14 protein-coding genes are annotated in these 15,273 nt (G+C 70.6%); 9 read left to right on the plus strand and 5 right to left on the minus strand.

What is annotated here, in order from left to right; genetic code table 11:
• Nucleotides 1-45: 45 nt before the first annotated feature.
• A complete protein-coding gene (locus AOJ26_RS02650) occupies nucleotides 46-999 on the minus strand; it encodes a LysR family transcriptional regulator (protein WP_234358414.1) in 954 nt (317 codons plus the stop codon).
• Nucleotides 1,000-1,198: 199 nt separating this feature from the next.
• Here AOJ26_RS02650 and AOJ26_RS02655 point away from each other — a divergent pair, with 199 nt between their 5' ends.
• From AOJ26_RS02655 to AOJ26_RS02690, 8 genes are all read left to right on the plus strand, one after another.
• Nucleotides 1,199-2,356: a tartrate dehydrogenase gene (locus AOJ26_RS02655; protein ID WP_078959720.1), complete on the plus strand. Its 1,158-nt coding sequence runs from the start codon at nucleotides 1,199-1,201 to the stop codon at nucleotides 2,354-2,356.
• Nucleotides 2,353-4,032: a hydantoinase B/oxoprolinase family protein gene (locus AOJ26_RS02660; RefSeq protein ID WP_078959721.1), complete on the plus strand. Its 1,680-nt coding sequence runs from the start codon at nucleotides 2,353-2,355 to the stop codon at nucleotides 4,030-4,032. The genes AOJ26_RS02655 and AOJ26_RS02660 overlap by 4 nt, the downstream gene beginning before the upstream one ends.
• Complete coding sequence (locus AOJ26_RS02665) at nucleotides 4,029-6,101, plus strand: hydantoinase/oxoprolinase family protein (protein ID WP_053846511.1); 2,073 nt, start codon at nucleotides 4,029-4,031, stop codon at nucleotides 6,099-6,101. The genes AOJ26_RS02660 and AOJ26_RS02665 overlap by 4 nt, the downstream gene beginning before the upstream one ends.
• Nucleotides 6,102-6,203: 102 nt before the next feature.
• Nucleotides 6,204-7,478: an MFS transporter gene (locus AOJ26_RS02670; protein WP_053846512.1), complete on the plus strand. Its 1,275-nt coding sequence runs from the start codon at nucleotides 6,204-6,206 to the stop codon at nucleotides 7,476-7,478.
• A gap of 60 nt (nucleotides 7,479-7,538) precedes the next feature.
• A complete protein-coding gene (locus AOJ26_RS02675; protein WP_053846513.1) occupies nucleotides 7,539-8,525 on the plus strand; it encodes a phosphoglycerate dehydrogenase in 987 nt (328 codons plus the stop codon).
• A 42-nt stretch (nucleotides 8,526-8,567) separates the two neighbouring features.
• Nucleotides 8,568-9,953, plus strand: a complete 1,386-nt coding sequence (locus tag AOJ26_RS02680; RefSeq protein ID WP_053846514.1) for an acyclic terpene utilization AtuA family protein — start codon at nucleotides 8,568-8,570, stop codon at nucleotides 9,951-9,953.
• On the plus strand, nucleotides 9,946-10,275 hold the full coding sequence (locus tag AOJ26_RS02685; RefSeq protein ID WP_053846515.1) for a DUF4387 domain-containing protein: 330 nt from the start codon (nucleotides 9,946-9,948) through the stop codon (nucleotides 10,273-10,275). The genes AOJ26_RS02680 and AOJ26_RS02685 overlap by 8 nt, the downstream gene beginning before the upstream one ends.
• A 122-nt stretch (nucleotides 10,276-10,397) precedes the next feature.
• Entirely contained in the window at nucleotides 10,398-11,852 is a 1,455-nt protein-coding gene (locus AOJ26_RS02690) for a DUF6351 family protein (RefSeq protein WP_053846516.1), read from the plus strand.
• A 63-nt stretch (nucleotides 11,853-11,915) separates the two neighbouring features.
• Here the strand turns inward: AOJ26_RS02690 and AOJ26_RS02695 are convergent, their stop codons facing one another.
• From AOJ26_RS02695 to AOJ26_RS02710, 4 genes are all read right to left on the minus strand, one after another.
• On the minus strand, nucleotides 11,916-12,293 hold the full coding sequence (locus tag AOJ26_RS02695; protein ID WP_053846517.1) for a hypothetical protein: 378 nt from the start codon (nucleotides 12,291-12,293) through the stop codon (nucleotides 11,916-11,918).
• A 64-nt stretch (nucleotides 12,294-12,357) separates the two neighbouring features.
• Complete coding sequence (locus tag AOJ26_RS02700; RefSeq protein ID WP_234358415.1) at nucleotides 12,358-13,011, minus strand: RNA polymerase sigma factor; 654 nt, start codon at nucleotides 13,009-13,011, stop codon at nucleotides 12,358-12,360.
• A gap of 146 nt (nucleotides 13,012-13,157) precedes the next feature.
• Nucleotides 13,158-13,685 (minus strand): hypothetical protein, encoded by a 528-nt coding sequence (locus AOJ26_RS02705; protein ID WP_053846518.1) that lies wholly within the window; start codon nucleotides 13,683-13,685, stop codon nucleotides 13,158-13,160.
• A gap of 202 nt (nucleotides 13,686-13,887) precedes the next feature.
• Entirely contained in the window at nucleotides 13,888-14,313 is a 426-nt protein-coding gene (locus AOJ26_RS02710) for a MerR family transcriptional regulator (protein WP_053846519.1), read from the minus strand.
• Between the two features lie 74 nt (nucleotides 14,314-14,387).
• Here AOJ26_RS02710 and AOJ26_RS02715 point away from each other — a divergent pair, with 74 nt between their 5' ends.
• The gene (locus AOJ26_RS02715; protein WP_053846520.1) at nucleotides 14,388-15,224 is read left to right on the plus strand and encodes an SDR family oxidoreductase; all 837 of its coding nucleotides are present in this window, start codon (nucleotides 14,388-14,390) and stop codon (nucleotides 15,222-15,224) included.
• Nucleotides 15,225-15,273: the final 49 nt, after the last annotated feature.

The raw sequence follows: 15,273 nt of genomic DNA on the forward strand, positions 1-15,273 counted from the left end.
GCACGCGGAACTTGAGGGTTTTCTGACGGTTAGGCTCCGGTGCCGTCAGGCAGGCCGGGCACCGGACAGGGGCCGGCCGGTGCCCGGGGTGACCGCCGACTGATCCCCGGCGTGGTCCAGTCGCAGCGGGAGCCGCGCGGCGAGGTGGTCGATGAGGGCGCTGACGCGTCGCGGGACATGCCCGTCCTCCTCCAGGAGGGCGTAGATGTCGGCGGCCGGTGTCGACAGGTGCGGCAGGACCCGCACGAGCTCGCCGCGCTCCAGATGCGGCCTGACATGCCACTCCGAGCGCATGATCACACCACGGCCCTCCAGGGCCCAGCCGGTCACCACGTCACCGTCGTTGCTGGACAGGCTGCCGTGCACCCGCACATGCCGGGGGCGGTCCGCGTCCCCGAAGCGCCAGAGCGCGAAGTCGCTCTCGTTCTCCCGCAGCACGATGCAGTTGTGCCGGGCCAGGTCCTCGATGCTGTCCGGGGTGCCGTGCTCGGCGAGGTAGGACGGCGCCGCGCACGGCACGCGCCGGTTCCTGGCCAGCCGCCGCATGCGCAGCGAGGAGTCGGGCGGCATGCCCACATGCACGGCCACGTCGAACTCACGCCGGTGGGGCCGCAGCGGCAGCGCGGACGTCTGCAACCGGACGTGCAGTTCCGGGTGGGCCGCGGCGAACTCGCCGAGCAGTGGCGCGATGTGCGCGCGACCGAGACCGAGCGTGGCCTCGACGACCACGGACCCGCGCAAGCCCCCGGCCGTGTCGGTGATCGTGTCCTCCAGCTCGCGCACCTGGTCCAGGATCGCCTCGACGCGCGCCGCGTAGAGCTCGCCCTCCGACGTGAGCACGAGTCGGCGGGCACCGCGCTGCACGAGCCGGACGTCCAGGCGGCGCTCCAGCGCGCTGAGGCGCTTGCTGACGACGGGCAGCGAGCAGCCGAGTTCTCGCGACGCGGCGGTCAGCGTCTCGCTCGACGCGACCACGTGGAAGAACTGCAGGTCGTCCACGGCTGAACGGCTCTTGGAGGAGGGGCGACCAGAACGCCGGGGGCTTTCCATGGGGGAAAACGTACCTTGCCATTAACGCCCTTGTAACGACTGTCACCGCTGGCCAAGGTAGGACCCAGCCGCGCCGTGACCGGAATGCCTCTGGACGGAGTGCCCGTCACCGGCCTTGCGCATCAATCCGTGGACTGGGAGTGAACTCGTGCCGCACAGCTATCGCATCGCAGCGATTCCGGGCGACGGGATCGGACGCGAGGTCGTCCCGGAGGGGCTGCGGTGCCTGCGGGCCGCAGCCGAGACGCACGGGTTCGCACTCGACGTCACCGAGTTCGACTTCGCCAGCGCCGACTACTGGTTGAAACACGGCACGATGCTGCCGGAGAACTGGCGAGACGTACTCGGAGAGTTCGACGCGATCTTCTTCGGCGCGGTCGGATGGCCGGAGGTGGTCCCGGACCATGTCTCGTTGTGGGGCAGCCTGCTCCAGTTGCGCCGGGGCTTCGACCAGTACGTCAATCTGCGTCCCGTCCGGCTGCTGCGCGGTGTGCGCAGTCCGCTGCGTGACCACCAGCCGGGCGACATCGACTTCTACGTGGTGCGGGAGAACACCGAGGGGGAGTACTCCAGCATCGGCGGCCGGATCTTCGAGGGCACCGACCGCGAGACGGTGGTGCAGGAGACGGTCATGACGCGCACCGGCGTCGACCGTGTCCTGCGCTACGCCTTCGAACTCGCCTCGTCCCGGCCGGGCAAGCACCTGACGTGGGCGACGAAGAGCAACGGGATCTCGATCTCCATGCCCTACTGGGACGAGCGCGCGACCGAGATGGCCGCCCGGTACCCCGAGGTGACCGCGGACAAGGACCACATCGACATCCTGACCGCGAAGTTCGTCCTCCAGCCCGACCGGTACGACGTGGTGGTCGCCAGCAACCTGTTCGGCGACATCCTCTCCGACCTCGGCCCGGCCTGCACCGGGACGATCGGCATCGCGCCCAGCGCGAACATCAACCCCGACCGCTCCTTCCCCAGTCTCTTCGAGCCGGTGCACGGTTCGGCTCCGGACATCGCCGGTCTCGGTGTCGCCAACCCTGTCGGGCAGATCTGGAGCGGCGCCATGATGCTCAGCCACCTCGGCGAGCACGAGGCGGCCGCGCACGTCGTGGCCGCGATCGAGAGCGTTCTGGACGAGCGGCCCGAGGTGGTCACCCCCGACCTCGGGGGCACGGGGACCACCGTCGGGCTCGGCAAGGCCATCGCGGCGCGGATCACCGCGGGCTCCCCCGCCGGCCCCGGCGGGGGAGCGACGACCGGTGACGCCGCCGGCCACGCGGTCGAAGAGGGGGTCGCGGCGTCATGACCAGACCTGTCTCCGATCCGGTCGGCCTCGAAGTGCGCTGGGACCGGCTCGCCGCCGCCACCGACGAGGCGGCCTCCACGATGCTGCGCACGGCGTTCTCCACGATCATCCGTGAGTCCAACGACTACACCGTCGTCCTGATGGACCGCACGGGCCGCACCATGGCCGAGTCACGGGCCGGCATCCCCGCCTTCGCCGCCCTGATGAGCTCGCTGACCGCACTGGTCCTCGAACGGTTCCCCGCGGACCAGTGGCAGGACGGCGACAGCGTCATCACGAACGACCCGTGGATCGCCACCGGGCACCTGCCCGACATCGCCATGATCTCGCCGGTCTTCCACCGGGGCCGGCTCGTCGCGTTCGCGGGCACCGTGGCGCACTCACCGGACATCGGCGGCACCCCCTCGATGAGCGCGACCGAGCTCCTGTCCGAGGGGATCCTGATTCCGCCGCTGCGGCTGTTCCGGGCCGGACGCGTCGAGCAGGGTGTCAAGGACCTGCTGTTGGCGAACGTACGGCTGGCGGACCAGGTGTGGGGCGACCTGGAGGCGCAGGCCGCGGCCCACGCCGTGTGCCGCCGGCGTGCCCAGGAGTTCCTCGACGACTTCCGCGAGCCGCACTTCGAGGCGTTCGCGGCCCAGGTCCACGCGGTGACCGACGAGGCGATGCGGGCGGGCGTCCGCGACCTGCCCGACGGTGTCTACCGCGCCGCCCTGGACGCGGACGGCGTCGAGGGCCACCCCACGCACATCGAGTGCGCGGTGACCGTGCGCGGCGAGGAGGTGGAGATCGACTACACCGGCAGCTCCCCCCAGGTGCCCTTCGCGACGAACTCGACGCTGAACTACACCCGCGCCTACTCCATGTATCCGCTGAAGATCCTGCTGGACCCGTCCACGCGCACCAACTGGGGCTCCTACCGGTCCATCCAGGTCACCGCTCCGGAGGGCACGATCGTCAACCCGAGATTTCCCGCGCCCGTCGTGGCACGGCACCTCACCGGGCACCTCCTGTCCTGTGCGGTGTACCAGGCACTGGCCCCGGTGCTGCCCGACCGTGTCATCGCGGACAGCGGCGGTGCCCCCGCCCTGCGGGTGCGCTTCGCCGGGGTCGACGACTCCGGGCGGCCGTTCAGCCTGATGCTGTTCGCCAACGCGGGCATGGGCGCGTCCAAGGAGTCGGACGGGCTGTCCGCCACCGCCTTCCCGACCAACTCGGGAGGCGGCAGCATCGAGGCCCTGGAGGCCGCGTCGCCGCTGCACTTCCTCCGCAAGGAGCTGCGTACCGGATCGGGCGGGCGGGGCCGGCGCCGTGGAGGCCTGGGCCAGACCGTCGAGGTCCGCAACCCCACGAGCCGACCGGTGCAGATGGTGCTGCTCGGAGACCGCGAACGGCACCCGGCGCTCGGACTGGCCGGCGGGGAACCCGGCGCCACCGCCCAGGTCGTGCTGGACTCCGGCGAGCGTGTCCCCCTGAAGTCGATCTCACGGCTGGCCCCCGGCTCGTCGGTGGTCATCTCCTTCGCCGGCGGCGGCGGCTTCGGCCGGCCCGAGGAGCGCGAGCCCGAACTCCTGGTCGCCGACGAGATCGCCGGCTACACCCTCCCGGCCGGCCGGCAGAACCCGTACACGGCGCCGACGGCGGTCGGCAGCGCACATGAGGAGGCGGGCCGATGAGCCGCACGGTCAGGATCGGCGTCGACGTCGGCGGAACGTTCACCGATCTGCTGCTGCACGACCCGCACCGGCAATTGATCAGGCCGGGAAAGCTGCCCACCACACCCCATGCCCCCAACGAAGCCATCACCGCGGGGATCGCCCGCCTGCTGGAGGAGACGTCCACGGCCCCCGCAGCCGTCGCCGGCATCGTGCACGGCACCACGCTGGTGACGAACACCCTGCTGGAACGCACGGGAGCGGTCGTCGGCCTGCTCACCACCAGCGGGTTCAGCGACTCCCTCGAAATGGGACGGGAGACGAGGTTCGACACCACCGACCTGCACGCCCGGCCCGCCCAGCCGCTGGTGCCGCGCCATCTGCGCCGCGGGGTGCCCGGAAGGCTCGCCGCCAACGGTGAGGAACTCGAACCGCTCGACGAGCATGCCGTCCTCGCGGCGGTGCGGGAACTGGTGGACCAGGGCATCGAGGCACTGGCCGTGGCCTTCATGCACTCCTACCGCGACGCCGGGCACGAACACCGGGTGCGGGACCTGGTCGCGCGTGCCCACCCCGACCTGCCCGTCACGCTCTCCAGCGCCGTCGCCCCGGTCATCGGCGAGTACGAGCGGGCCGGCACCGCCTGCCTGAACGCGTATGTGCAGCCCTTGATGTCGCGCTACCTCGACGATCTGCGCGACGACCTGACCGCTTTGGGGATCGACGCGCCCCTGCGCATCATGCTCTCCGGCGGTGGTGTCACGACTCTTGAGGACGCCAAGCGGTTCCCCGTACGGCTGCTGGAGTCGGGCCCCGCGGCCGGTGCCATCGCCGCCGCCGCGGTCGCCCGGACGCTGGGGGAGCAGGACGTCGTCTCCTTCGACATGGGCGGGACCACCGCGAAGATCGCGGTGGTCCAGGGGGGCAGGCCTAGGCTCAAGCACGACTTCGAGGCGGGGCGCGTCGACAAGTTCAAGCCCGGCTCGGGGCTTCCGGTGCGGCTGACCGTCGTCGACATGATCGAGATCGGTTCGGGAGGCGGCTCGATCGCGGCACCCGACCCGCTCGGACTGCTCAAGGTGGGACCGCGCAGCGCCGGTTCGGTGCCCGGCCCCGTCGCCTACGGGCGGGGAGGCGAGCGGCCCACCGTGACGGACGCCGACCTGATCCTCGGCTGTCTCGACGCGGACAACTTCCTCGGCGGTGAGATGAGGCTGCGTACCCGCGAGGCCCACAAGGCGCTGACGCGTGAGGTGGCGGGTCCGCTGGGACTCGACACGGTCGACGCCGCCGCCGGGATCGTCGAGGTGGTCACCGAAAGCATGGCCGCCGCCGCCCGCATGCACCTGTCCGAACAGGGCAAGGACCCCGCCGACTTCGCCCTGCTGGCCTTCGGCGGAGCGGGACCCGCCCATGCCTACGGGCTGGCGAAGTCGCTGAAGATCCCCAAGGTGATCGTGCCGATGCGGGCCGGAGTGATGTCCGCCTGCGGACTCCTGGCCGCGGCTCCCACGGTCGACGAGGTCCGCAGCCTGCCCTCGCCCCTCGCCGACGTCGACTGGGACCGGGTGGCCGCGCTGTACGACGAGATGGCGACCAGGGCCACCGAAACGCTCCAGCCGGGCGACCCGGAACTGGTCCGGGTCCACCGCTCGGCCGACATGCGCTACCTCGGCCAGGGCTTCGAGATCGAGGTCGACGTGGCCGAACAGGACTTCGGTCCGCACGGTCTCGGACGCATCCGGAGCGCCTTCGAGTCGACGTACCGGGCCGTGTTCGGTCGCTCCCTCGAAGGTGCCTTGGAGGTCGTGAACTGGCGGCTCTCCATGCGGCTGCCCGGTCATGAACTGTCGACGGAGGGCGGCCCCGCGGGAGGGGGTGAGGCGCGCCGCGGTGTCCGTTCGGTCTGGTTTCCGGGACACGGGCCGCTCGAGACCACTGTGTGGAACCGCTACGAGCTCACGCCGGGCACCGAGCTGGCAGGTCCGGCGATCTTCGAGGAGCGTGAATCGTCCTGCTCCTTCGGGCCGGACTGCCGCATCCGGGTCACCGACGACCTGACCCTCGTGGTCGAGCTCGACCGGGCCTGAACCGTCCGGCGACCGGTCCGGGGAACGGCCTCCCCCCACGCCAACACCGACAAACCATCCAGTAGCTGCCCGATATGGTGGCGGCGTGAAGGGACGACCCTTATGACGACGGTGTCAGTAGGGCAGCGCACACGAACCCGGCGCATCACGTTCCTGGTCGCTCTCGCGGTCTTCGCACAGGAGTCGACCTGGAACTTCTACGAATCCCAGGTTCCGCCGCTCCTGCGGGAGCATCTCACCAGCACGGCCGTGGTGGGTCTGCTGATGGGCATGGACAACCTGCTCGGCATCTTCATCCAGCCGTGGATCGGCAACCGGTCCGATCGGACGCGGACCTCCTGGGGCCGGCGGATGCCCTACCTGGTGGTGGGGATGCCGATCGCCGCCACGCTCTTCATCCTCATCCCGCACAGTGCGGGATCGTTGCCGCTGCTGATCGTGGTGCTGTTCTCGTACGCGCTCGTCGCCAACACCTTCAAGCCGATCGCCGAGGCGCTCGTACCGGACTTCATCGCACCCGAGCGGCGAAGCCGGGCCAACGCGGTGGTCAAGATCGCCTCCAGCATCACGGCCATCGTTGCCGCGCTCATCAGCATCTTCCTGGTCGACAACCATCTGAGCCTGGCGTTCGCGATCCCCGCGATCATCATGCTGATCTCGATCGGGGTGCTCGCGGCCACCGTGCGCGACAACCGGTCTCCGGCCTACCAGGCCGCGGTGGCGGAGAGCGATGAGGAGCACGGTGCCGAGCGCACCGAGCCACGGGTCCGGGACACCTTCGTCGAGATCCTCAAGGACACCGATCGCAGCCGGCTGCTGCTGCTCCTCGCGATCCTCCTCTTCGGCAGCGCGTGGGCCGCGTCCCGGTCGCTGATCACGCCGTACGGGATGGAAGCCCTGGACATGTCACGGGGAGCCGCCGGCGGTCTCACCCTGCCCAGCGGCATCGCCTTCATCCTGGCGGCGTATCCGGCAGCCGTGCTCGCAGAGCGGTACGGACGGCTCCGGGTCATGGCTGTGGGCATGTCGGTCTTCGCCGGCTCCATGGTGCTGGGGACGATCGTCCAGACCTCCATGGGAACCACCGTGGCCCTGTGTCTCGCGGCGGCCGGCGCGACCTGCTTCCTGGTCAACGCGGTGGTCGTCCTGTGGAACCTCGCACCCTCGGCACGGGTCTTCGGGACGTACGCCGGCATGTACACCGTCGGCTGGGCCGGCGGCGGCTTCCTGGGCCCGGCGGTGGTCGGCGGCATGGTCGACATCACCGGCTGGCCCCTGATGCTCATCGACATCGCCCTCGTCGCCGCGCTGTCGATCGTCGTCGTAGCCAGGATCGGTGTGCTCCAGCGGCGCACCGGCCTGACCCTCGCCAAGTAACCGCCCATCCCCGCAGCGCGGCGCGCGCCCAGCGCCAGACGCGGCCAGAGACGAGGAACCGTGCCCCGCATCCTGATCACCACCGACTACCTGTGGCCCGACGACGAAGTCGATCACTATCTCCGGGCACACGGCCACACGACGGTGCACGCCCCGCTGGTCGGCCGAGAAGGTCCCGAGCGGCTCATCGCCGCCCTCGACGGGATCGACGCGGCGCTCGTCGGCCACGATCCGCTGACCGCCCAGGTCCTCTCCGCAGCTCCCCGCCTGCGCGTCGTCGTGCGCACCGGCGTCGGCTACGACTCGATCGACGTCGCCGCCGCGGGCAGGCTCGGCATCACGGTGAGCAACCTGCCGGGCATCAACGCCAACGCCGTGGCCGAGTACACCCTCGGTCTGCTGCTGGCGGCCGCGCGGCGCCTGGTGCAGAGCGCGGCGGGCGTCGCAGCCGGCCGGTGGCCGAGGGAGGACGGTCACGAGCTGCGCGGGTCGACGCTCGGCCTGATCGGATACGGGGCGGCAGCGCGCGCCGTGGTGCCGCTGGCGCGGGCCTTCGGCATGGACGTGCTTTGCACCACCGGTGTGCCCGAGGACCAACGCTCGGACCCGTCGGTGCGGTTCGTCGCGCTCCCCGAGCTGCTGGCGGCATCCGACTACGTATCGGTGCACACCGCGCTGACGAACCGCACACGCGGTCTCCTGGACGCCTCCGCCTTCCGGCGGATGAAACCGACGGCGGTGCTGGTGAACACCGCGCGGGGGGCCGTCGTCGACGAACAGGCCCTCGCCGATGCCGTGCGCACCGGCGAGATCGCCGCGGCGGCGCTCGACGTGGTGAGCGAGGAGCCGCTCCCGGCCGACAGCCCGCTGCGGGACGTCGACGGAATCGTCGTCTTCTCCCACCTCGCGGGCCAGACCGCCGAAGCCCGTGCCGCAGCCGGCCTCGAAGGCGCGGCCGAGGTCGTGGCCGCCCTCGCGGGCCGCCCCCGGTTCGCGGTGAACGCCCACCTGCTGCCGCACGCCCCCACCGTCCGGGCCGACGGGTGACACCCGCCCGCCACGTGCCCGGTACCGACAAGAAAGAGGAACATGGACAACGAACGGGTCGACCAGGTCAAGGTCCTGGCACCGACCGGCATGCTTGGAGCCGGCTTTCCCGAGGCCACGATCGAACGCGGTCTGGCGCTCGGAGCCGACGTCATCTCCGTCGACGCGGGCAGCACCGACTCCGGCCCCTACTACCTCGGCGCGTCGCAGCCCAAGACCACCCGCGCGGCGGTCGCCCGGGACCTGCGGGTCCTGCTCAAGGCGGCGGCGGGCGCCGGTATCCCACTGATCGTCGGCTCGTGCGGCACCAGCGGCACCGACTCCGGTGTCGACTGGGTCGCCGGCATCGTCGCCGACATCCTGGCGGCAGAGGGACTCCGGCTGCGGGTCGCGCGCATCTACAGCGAGCAGTCGGCCGGCGAGCTCCTCGAGCGGCTGGACGAGGGCCGGATCCATGCGCTGCCCCCGCTCGGCGAACTGGAGCCGGAGACGTTGCAGAGCTGCGCTCACATCGTGGGCGCGATGGGACACGAGCCGATCGTCGCCGCGCTGGAGGCCGGTGCGCAGGTCGTGCTCGCCGGCCGGGCCACGGACACCGCCATCGCCGCCGCCTATCCGCTGATGAAGGGAATGCCGGCCGGACCGGCCTGGCACGCCGCCAAGATCATCGAGTGTGGCGGTCAGTGCACCAGCAATCCCCGCTCTGGTGGGGTCCTGGCCACCGTCGACGCCGACGGCTTCACCATCGAGCCGCTCGACCCGACGGCGGCCTGCACACCGATCCTGGTCGCCGCCCACATGCTCTACGAGACCGTGGACCCGTTCCAGATGCGCGAGCCGGACGGCACCCTGGACGTGCGTGAGGCCGTCTACACCGCCCTGGACGACCGCACGGTACGGGTCGAGGGCTCGCGGTTCCATGTCGCCGACCAGCACACCATCAAGCTCGAAGGCGCCCGGATCACCGGCTACGAGACCATGTCGTTCAGCGCGATCCGCGACCCGCACATCCTCGCGAACATCGACGACTGGGCCGATCTCATGCGGACGATGATCCGGCAGCGGGTGGAGCAGACGATCGGCCTCGGCGAGGACAAGTACGCCTTCGACCTGCGCCTCTACGGGCACAACGCCATCCTCGGCGATCTCGAACCGGCAGCGGGCCCACCTCGCGAGGTGGGAGTCATGCTCCTCGTCAACGCGCCGGACCAGAGCACCGCCACCGCCGTCGCGAAGATCGCCAACCCGTTGATGCTCCATCTGCCGACGGCCGACATGGACTACCTGCCGAGCCTGGCGTTCGCCACCTCACCGGCCGAGGTCGAGCGCGGTCCGGCGTACGAGTTCGTGCTCAACCACGTCGTCGACACCCTCGCCCCCACCGACATGTTCCGCACCGAGATCGAGGAGCCCGCCCACCATGGCTGAGACCGCCCCCACCACCCTGGGCGACCTGGCGCACGAGGTCCGGTCCAAGAACGCCGGGCCGTTCTGGGTCACCATGGAGCTGTTCTTGCGGGACGCGGACGGCTATCGCATCGCCGCCGACGAGACTTACCTCAACGAGGGCACGGTCGCCCGGCTCTACGGACTCGACGAGGCCGACGTACTGATGTTCCGCATCCCGTCGCTCAACGTCGTCAAGATCTCCTTCCCGCGTCCCGTCAGCCAGGCGTCGCTGCGCGACCGTGACGTCCACTCCGGTCAGCACCACGTGCCGCTGGCGGTTCTCCCCTTGCCCACCACCTGACACCCGGGCGCCATGACGGTCACGGCCGGTGCCGGCTCACACCCGGCCCCGCGGCGACCCTCGAACTCACCTGCGGGACACGGTCCTTCACATGTCCCCCAAGCACCTGAAGGAGCAGTTCCTTGACCACACCTGCCGTGCCCGAACCCGGTCCGCGTCCTCGGCACCGCGGCCGCCGTCCGGCCGTGCTGGCGGCACTGCTCGCCGCCGCTGTCGTGGGCACGCTCGGCAGCGCGCCCGCCGCCCCGGCCGACACCGCGCGCCCCACTCCCGCCGCCTGCCCGGGGCGCCTGGCGCACAAGGCGGACTGCTACACCGGCCGGGACGCCAACGGCGCCTACTACACGATGGCCGTGCCCAAGCACTGGAACGGCTCCCTCGTCGTCCACGCCCACGGCGGCCCCGACTTCTCCTACGACGAGTCCACCACCACCGAGGACCTGGAACGCTGGGCGGTGATGGTCGACGAGGGCTACGCCTGGGCGGGCTCCTCGTACCGGCGCGGCGGTTACGGGGTCCGGATGGCCGCCGCCGACACGGACAACGTACGCCGTCTGTTCGTCGGCCGGTTCGGCCGCCCCGACCACACGTATCTGCACGGCCAGTCCTGGGGCGGCAACGTGGCCGCCAAGGTCACCGAGACCTACGGCGGACAGCGTGGCGCCTACGACGGAGTCCTGCTGACCAACGGTTTCCTGGCTGGCGGCTCGCGCGGCTACGACACACGTGTGGACCTGCGCACGGTGTACCAGTACTACTGCCGCAACCTGCCCCGCCCCACCGAGCCGCAGTACCCGCTCTGGCAAGGACTGCCCGCGGACTCCCCGATGACTCCCGAGGAGGTCCACGGCCGACTCCAGGAGTGCACCGGCATCGACTCCCACCCGGCCGATCGGACCGCGAAGCAGCAGCGCAACCTCGACGACATCCTGGCCGTCACCCGCATCCCGGAACGGTCCCTGGCCACGAACATGCAGTATGCGGCCTTCCTCGTCCGGGACATCGTGTCCAGCCGGCTCGACGGCCGCAACCCGTTCGGCAACCGCGGGGTGCGCTACGACGGTTCGCACGACGACAAGGCGCTCAACGCCGGTGTGGAGCGCTTCTCGTCCGACCCCGGCGCGCGCCGCGACCTCTCCTACGACAGCGACCTCACCGGACGGATCACACTCCCGGTCCTCACGCTGCACGCGATCGACGACCCACAGGTCTTCGTCGAGCACGAGGCCGCCTACCGCGCCACGGTCCAGGCCGCCGGCCGCGGTGAGAACCTCGTCCAGACCTTCACCAGGGAGAGCGACCACAGCGAGCTCAGCGACGCCGAGTACGCCAACTCCCTTGCGGCCCTCGCCACATGGGCCCGCACCGGCCGGAAACCCACGCCCAGTTCGATCGCGCGTTCCTGCGCCGCGTTCGACACCACCTACGGCGGCGGCTGCTTCTACGATCCGGCATTCCGCCCCGCCCCGTTCGCCACCCAGGTCCGCCCCCGGCCCGGTGGTCTCCACTGGCCCGCCATGTCCGCCGCACAGGAAAAGGCGTGGAGCCGGATCGAGGGTGTCGGCATCGCACCCTGAAGCCGCTCGGCGGCCACGGGCCGGGTCCGTCCCCGGCCCGTGGTCGAACGCGGAGAAGTCCCGTCACGGTCCGGTCGGGATGGCCGGGGAAGCCGGGTCGGGTGCCTCCCCGCTGGTGGTCCCCGGAGGAGGCGGAACCGACTTGGCGGGGGAAGCCGGTGCCGGGGACGTGGAAGGGCTCACTGAATGCGGGGGCGTGACGCCCGGTCGGACCGGGCGGTCCGAAGAACCGTTCGTGACGGCGAACAAGGCGCACGCGGCAGCCGCGGCCACGCCCAGCAACACGATGGCGGTCCGTCGCAGGGGAAGACGCCACCGCGGGGGAGTGGCCGGAAGGCGGGCGGGCCGCAGGTGTCCCAGTTCGACGGTGTCGGCCCGGGCGGCCAGAGCCTCGCGCAGCCGGTCCTCGATCGAGTCGTGGTCGATCTGGTTGCCGCTCATCGCCGGTTCTCGGCAAGGTGCCGGCGGTGGGAAGGACGCGAGCGCGGCTGACAGGGACGGTCGTTCATCGCGGTATCTCCTCCAGGTGTCTGCCGAGGGCGTCCAGGGCCCGGCTGGCGGTCGACTTGACCGTCCCGCGCGAGACGCCGAGGGTATCGGCGATCTGCGCTTCGGTGAGGTCGGCCCAGTAGCGCAGCACCAGCACCTCGCGTTGCCGACGGGTCAGGCGCTGCAACGCGTCGATCACTTCCTGATGTGTCTCGGCGAGGAGCACGCTGTGGTCGGCTGACGGGAGTTGGCGTTCACGCTCGGGTATGTAGGCGCGTGCCGTACGGCGTCGACGCAGCACGGAGCGGGCCCCATTGACCACGCTGGTGCGCAGGTACGCCTCAGGGTCCTCCAAGGTCGCGAGCCGACGGCCGTGGCGGCGCAGGAGCGCGGTGAAGGCGTCCTGCACCACGTCCTCCGCCGTGGGCAGATCGTCCACCAGGAGCAGTGCCAGTCGCACCAGCGGCAGCCGACGGTGGTGGTAGAGCTCGCTGAAGCCGTGCTCGTCCCCGGCTGCGGCCGTGCGGGAGGACAGGGCCGCGAACACCCTGTTCCCGCCGTCCTTCTGATGAGTCACCGACCGCGGGACGAGTCCGCCCCGCATCAGTCCGCGGATGTTCTGCCACCAGGTGACCGACGGTGCGGCGGTGGGGATCGTCGCTGTTCTCACGTGTCTCCTGGACGTCGCGGTACCGGTCTGTCCACCCGCACGGCGGGTGGACAGACCGTGCTGCCGACCTGAGCCGGGCAGCGTGCCTTCACGTGGTGCCGCCGACCGGACGAGGGCCGGTCAGCGAGCAGAAGCGCCGGAGGACCTCAGTGGGCCGGAGTCGCGGGCCGCTGCGCCGGCTGGGCGGGCTTGGCGTCCTTCGGGACGTCCGTCTCCGACCCGGGCACGTAAGGCTGGGCCGGCTTGGCGTCCTTCGGGACGTCCGTCTCGGACCCGGGCACGTAAGGCTGGGCGGGCTTGGCGTCCTTCGGGACGTCCGTCTCCGACCCGGGCACGTAAGGCTGGGCCGGCTTGGCGTCCTTCGGGACGTCCGTCTCGGACCCGGGCACGTAAGGCTGGGCCGGCTTGGCGCTCTTCGGGACGTCCGTCTCCGAGGTGAGGGCGGGCGTCTCCGAACCGGACACGTAAGGCTTGGCGTGCTTCCCGGCGGAGGTGGACGCCGCGGGCGAGCCGGAGTGCGCCTTCTCGGCCTCGGGGGCATCCGGCGCGTTGGTGTCGGCGTGGGCCGTGAAGGCTCCACCGAGGGCCAGCGCGGCGCCCACGACGGAGACGCCCAGCGCGGCGCGAAGCCGACCCGGACGCAGACTGCGGACAGCGGCGTGACGTACAGACATTCTCGGTCCTCGAATCATCGGTCTCAATGGGACTGACCGTCCGTCATGGATGGCTTGCCATGCGGCGGCCCTCTGCTGGAGGCGCATCCACTCCGACAGACGTCCGAAGGACTTGGGGGTTGCGGGTCGGACGGGACCTATACAGGGGAACTTCAGTGATCTGGGTCACTGGCTCAGGGTCCGGTTGTCCAGCCCGCAGAGGTCACCGCTCGCAGTCGGGGCCGTCACGCCACAGCTCGTCGGCCGTGCCGGCCGCGAGGTGGCGGGCGTAGGTCTCGACCTTCACGTGGATGATGTCGAGGGCTTCCTGCAGTTCCGCCACCTGCTGCTGCACCTTCGCCTCGTGCCGCCGCAGGATCTCGAAACGCTGTGACACGGTTCCGTCCCCTTCCTGCGCGAGCTGGGCGTAGCGGCGGATCTCCGGCAGGGGCATGCCGGAGGCGCGCAGCTTCATGCACACCTTGAGCCAGGCCACGTCCTCATCGGTGAAGACACGTTGCCCGGCCGCGTTGCGCCGTACGGCGGTGAGCAGTTCTTCCTGCTCGTAGAAGCGCAGGGTGTGTGCGGGCAGGCCGGTGAGTGCGCTGACCTCGCCGATAGTCAGGAGGGATTTCTCGGCATTCGTCATGCTCCCCACCTTACGAGCTTGCCCTCAAGTCGACTTGAACTCCTAGCGTGGAGGTCATCGATGAAAGGAGCGTCATGTCCACCACATGGTTCATCACTGGTACTTCTTCTGGTTTCGGGCGTCTTCTCACCGAGGAGCTGCTGGCCCGCGGTGACAGGGTCGCCGCGACCGTGCGCCGCCCGGAGACACTGGACGACCTGCGTGCCCGGTACGGTGACCGGCTCTGGCCGGCCCGGCTCGACGTCACCGACGGCGAACAGGTGCGCCGGGTCGTGGCCGACGCCTTCAAGGAGCTCGGCACGATCGACGTGGTCGTCAACAACGCGGGATACGGCGTCTTCGCCGCGGTGGAAGAGGCCACCGACGAACAGATCCGACGCGTGATCGACACCAACCTCCTCGGGTCGATCCACGTCATCCGCGCAGCGCTGCCGCATCTGCGCGCCCAGGGGCACGGACGCATCGTGCAGGTGTCCACCGCCGGCGGCCAGACCACCTACCCGAACTTCAGCTACTACCACGCCTCGAAGTGGGGCATCGAAGGCTTCTGCGAGACGGTGGCTCGCGAGATCGCGCCGTTCGGCATCGGCCTGACCATCGTCGAACCCGGCGCGACACCCACCGGATTCGCCGGGGCCCTCGACACCGCGCCCGTGATGCCGGAGTACGAGAACACCCCGGCGGGTGAGGTGCGGCGGGCCATCGCATCGGGCGACTTCCCGCTGCCGAACGACCCGCACAAGATCACGCGGGCCATGATCGACCTCGTCGACTCGGGCGCCACGCCGCTGCGCCTTCCCCTAGGGTCCGACACCTACGAAGACGTACGGGCATCGCTCGTCGCCCGCCTCGCCGAACACGACGCCCATCGCGACACCGCACTCGGCGTGGTGAACGGGGATCCCCGGTGACGGTCGGGCACGACATGAGTGCCGTGGAAGGCAGCGGTCCTGCGGTGCT

Source organism: Streptomyces sp. NRRL B-24085 (assembly GCF_001282115.1).
GTDB lineage: Bacteria > Actinomycetota > Actinomycetes > Streptomycetales > Streptomycetaceae > Streptomyces.

Coding starts and splice junctions, on each gene's coding strand:
- AOJ26_RS02660 (WP_078959721.1), top strand. CDS start 2,353: ATGACCAGACCTGTCTCCGATCCGGTCGGCCTCGAAGTGCGCTGGGAC.
- AOJ26_RS02665 (WP_053846511.1), top strand. CDS start 4,029: ATGAGCCGCACGGTCAGGATCGGCGTCGACGTCGGCGGAACGTTCACC.
- AOJ26_RS02670 (WP_053846512.1), top strand. CDS start 6,204: ATGACGACGGTGTCAGTAGGGCAGCGCACACGAACCCGGCGCATCACG.
- AOJ26_RS02680 (WP_053846514.1), top strand. CDS start 8,568: ATGGACAACGAACGGGTCGACCAGGTCAAGGTCCTGGCACCGACCGGC.
- AOJ26_RS02685 (WP_053846515.1), top strand. CDS start 9,946: ATGGCTGAGACCGCCCCCACCACCCTGGGCGACCTGGCGCACGAGGTC.
- AOJ26_RS02695 (WP_053846517.1), bottom strand. CDS start 12,293: ATGAGCGGCAACCAGATCGACCACGACTCGATCGAGGACCGGCTGCGC.
- AOJ26_RS02705 (WP_053846518.1), bottom strand. CDS start 13,685: ATGTCTGTACGTCACGCCGCTGTCCGCAGTCTGCGTCCGGGTCGGCTT.
- AOJ26_RS02710 (WP_053846519.1), bottom strand. CDS start 14,313: ATGACGAATGCCGAGAAATCCCTCCTGACTATCGGCGAGGTCAGCGCA.
- AOJ26_RS02715 (WP_053846520.1), top strand. CDS start 14,388: ATGTCCACCACATGGTTCATCACTGGTACTTCTTCTGGTTTCGGGCGT.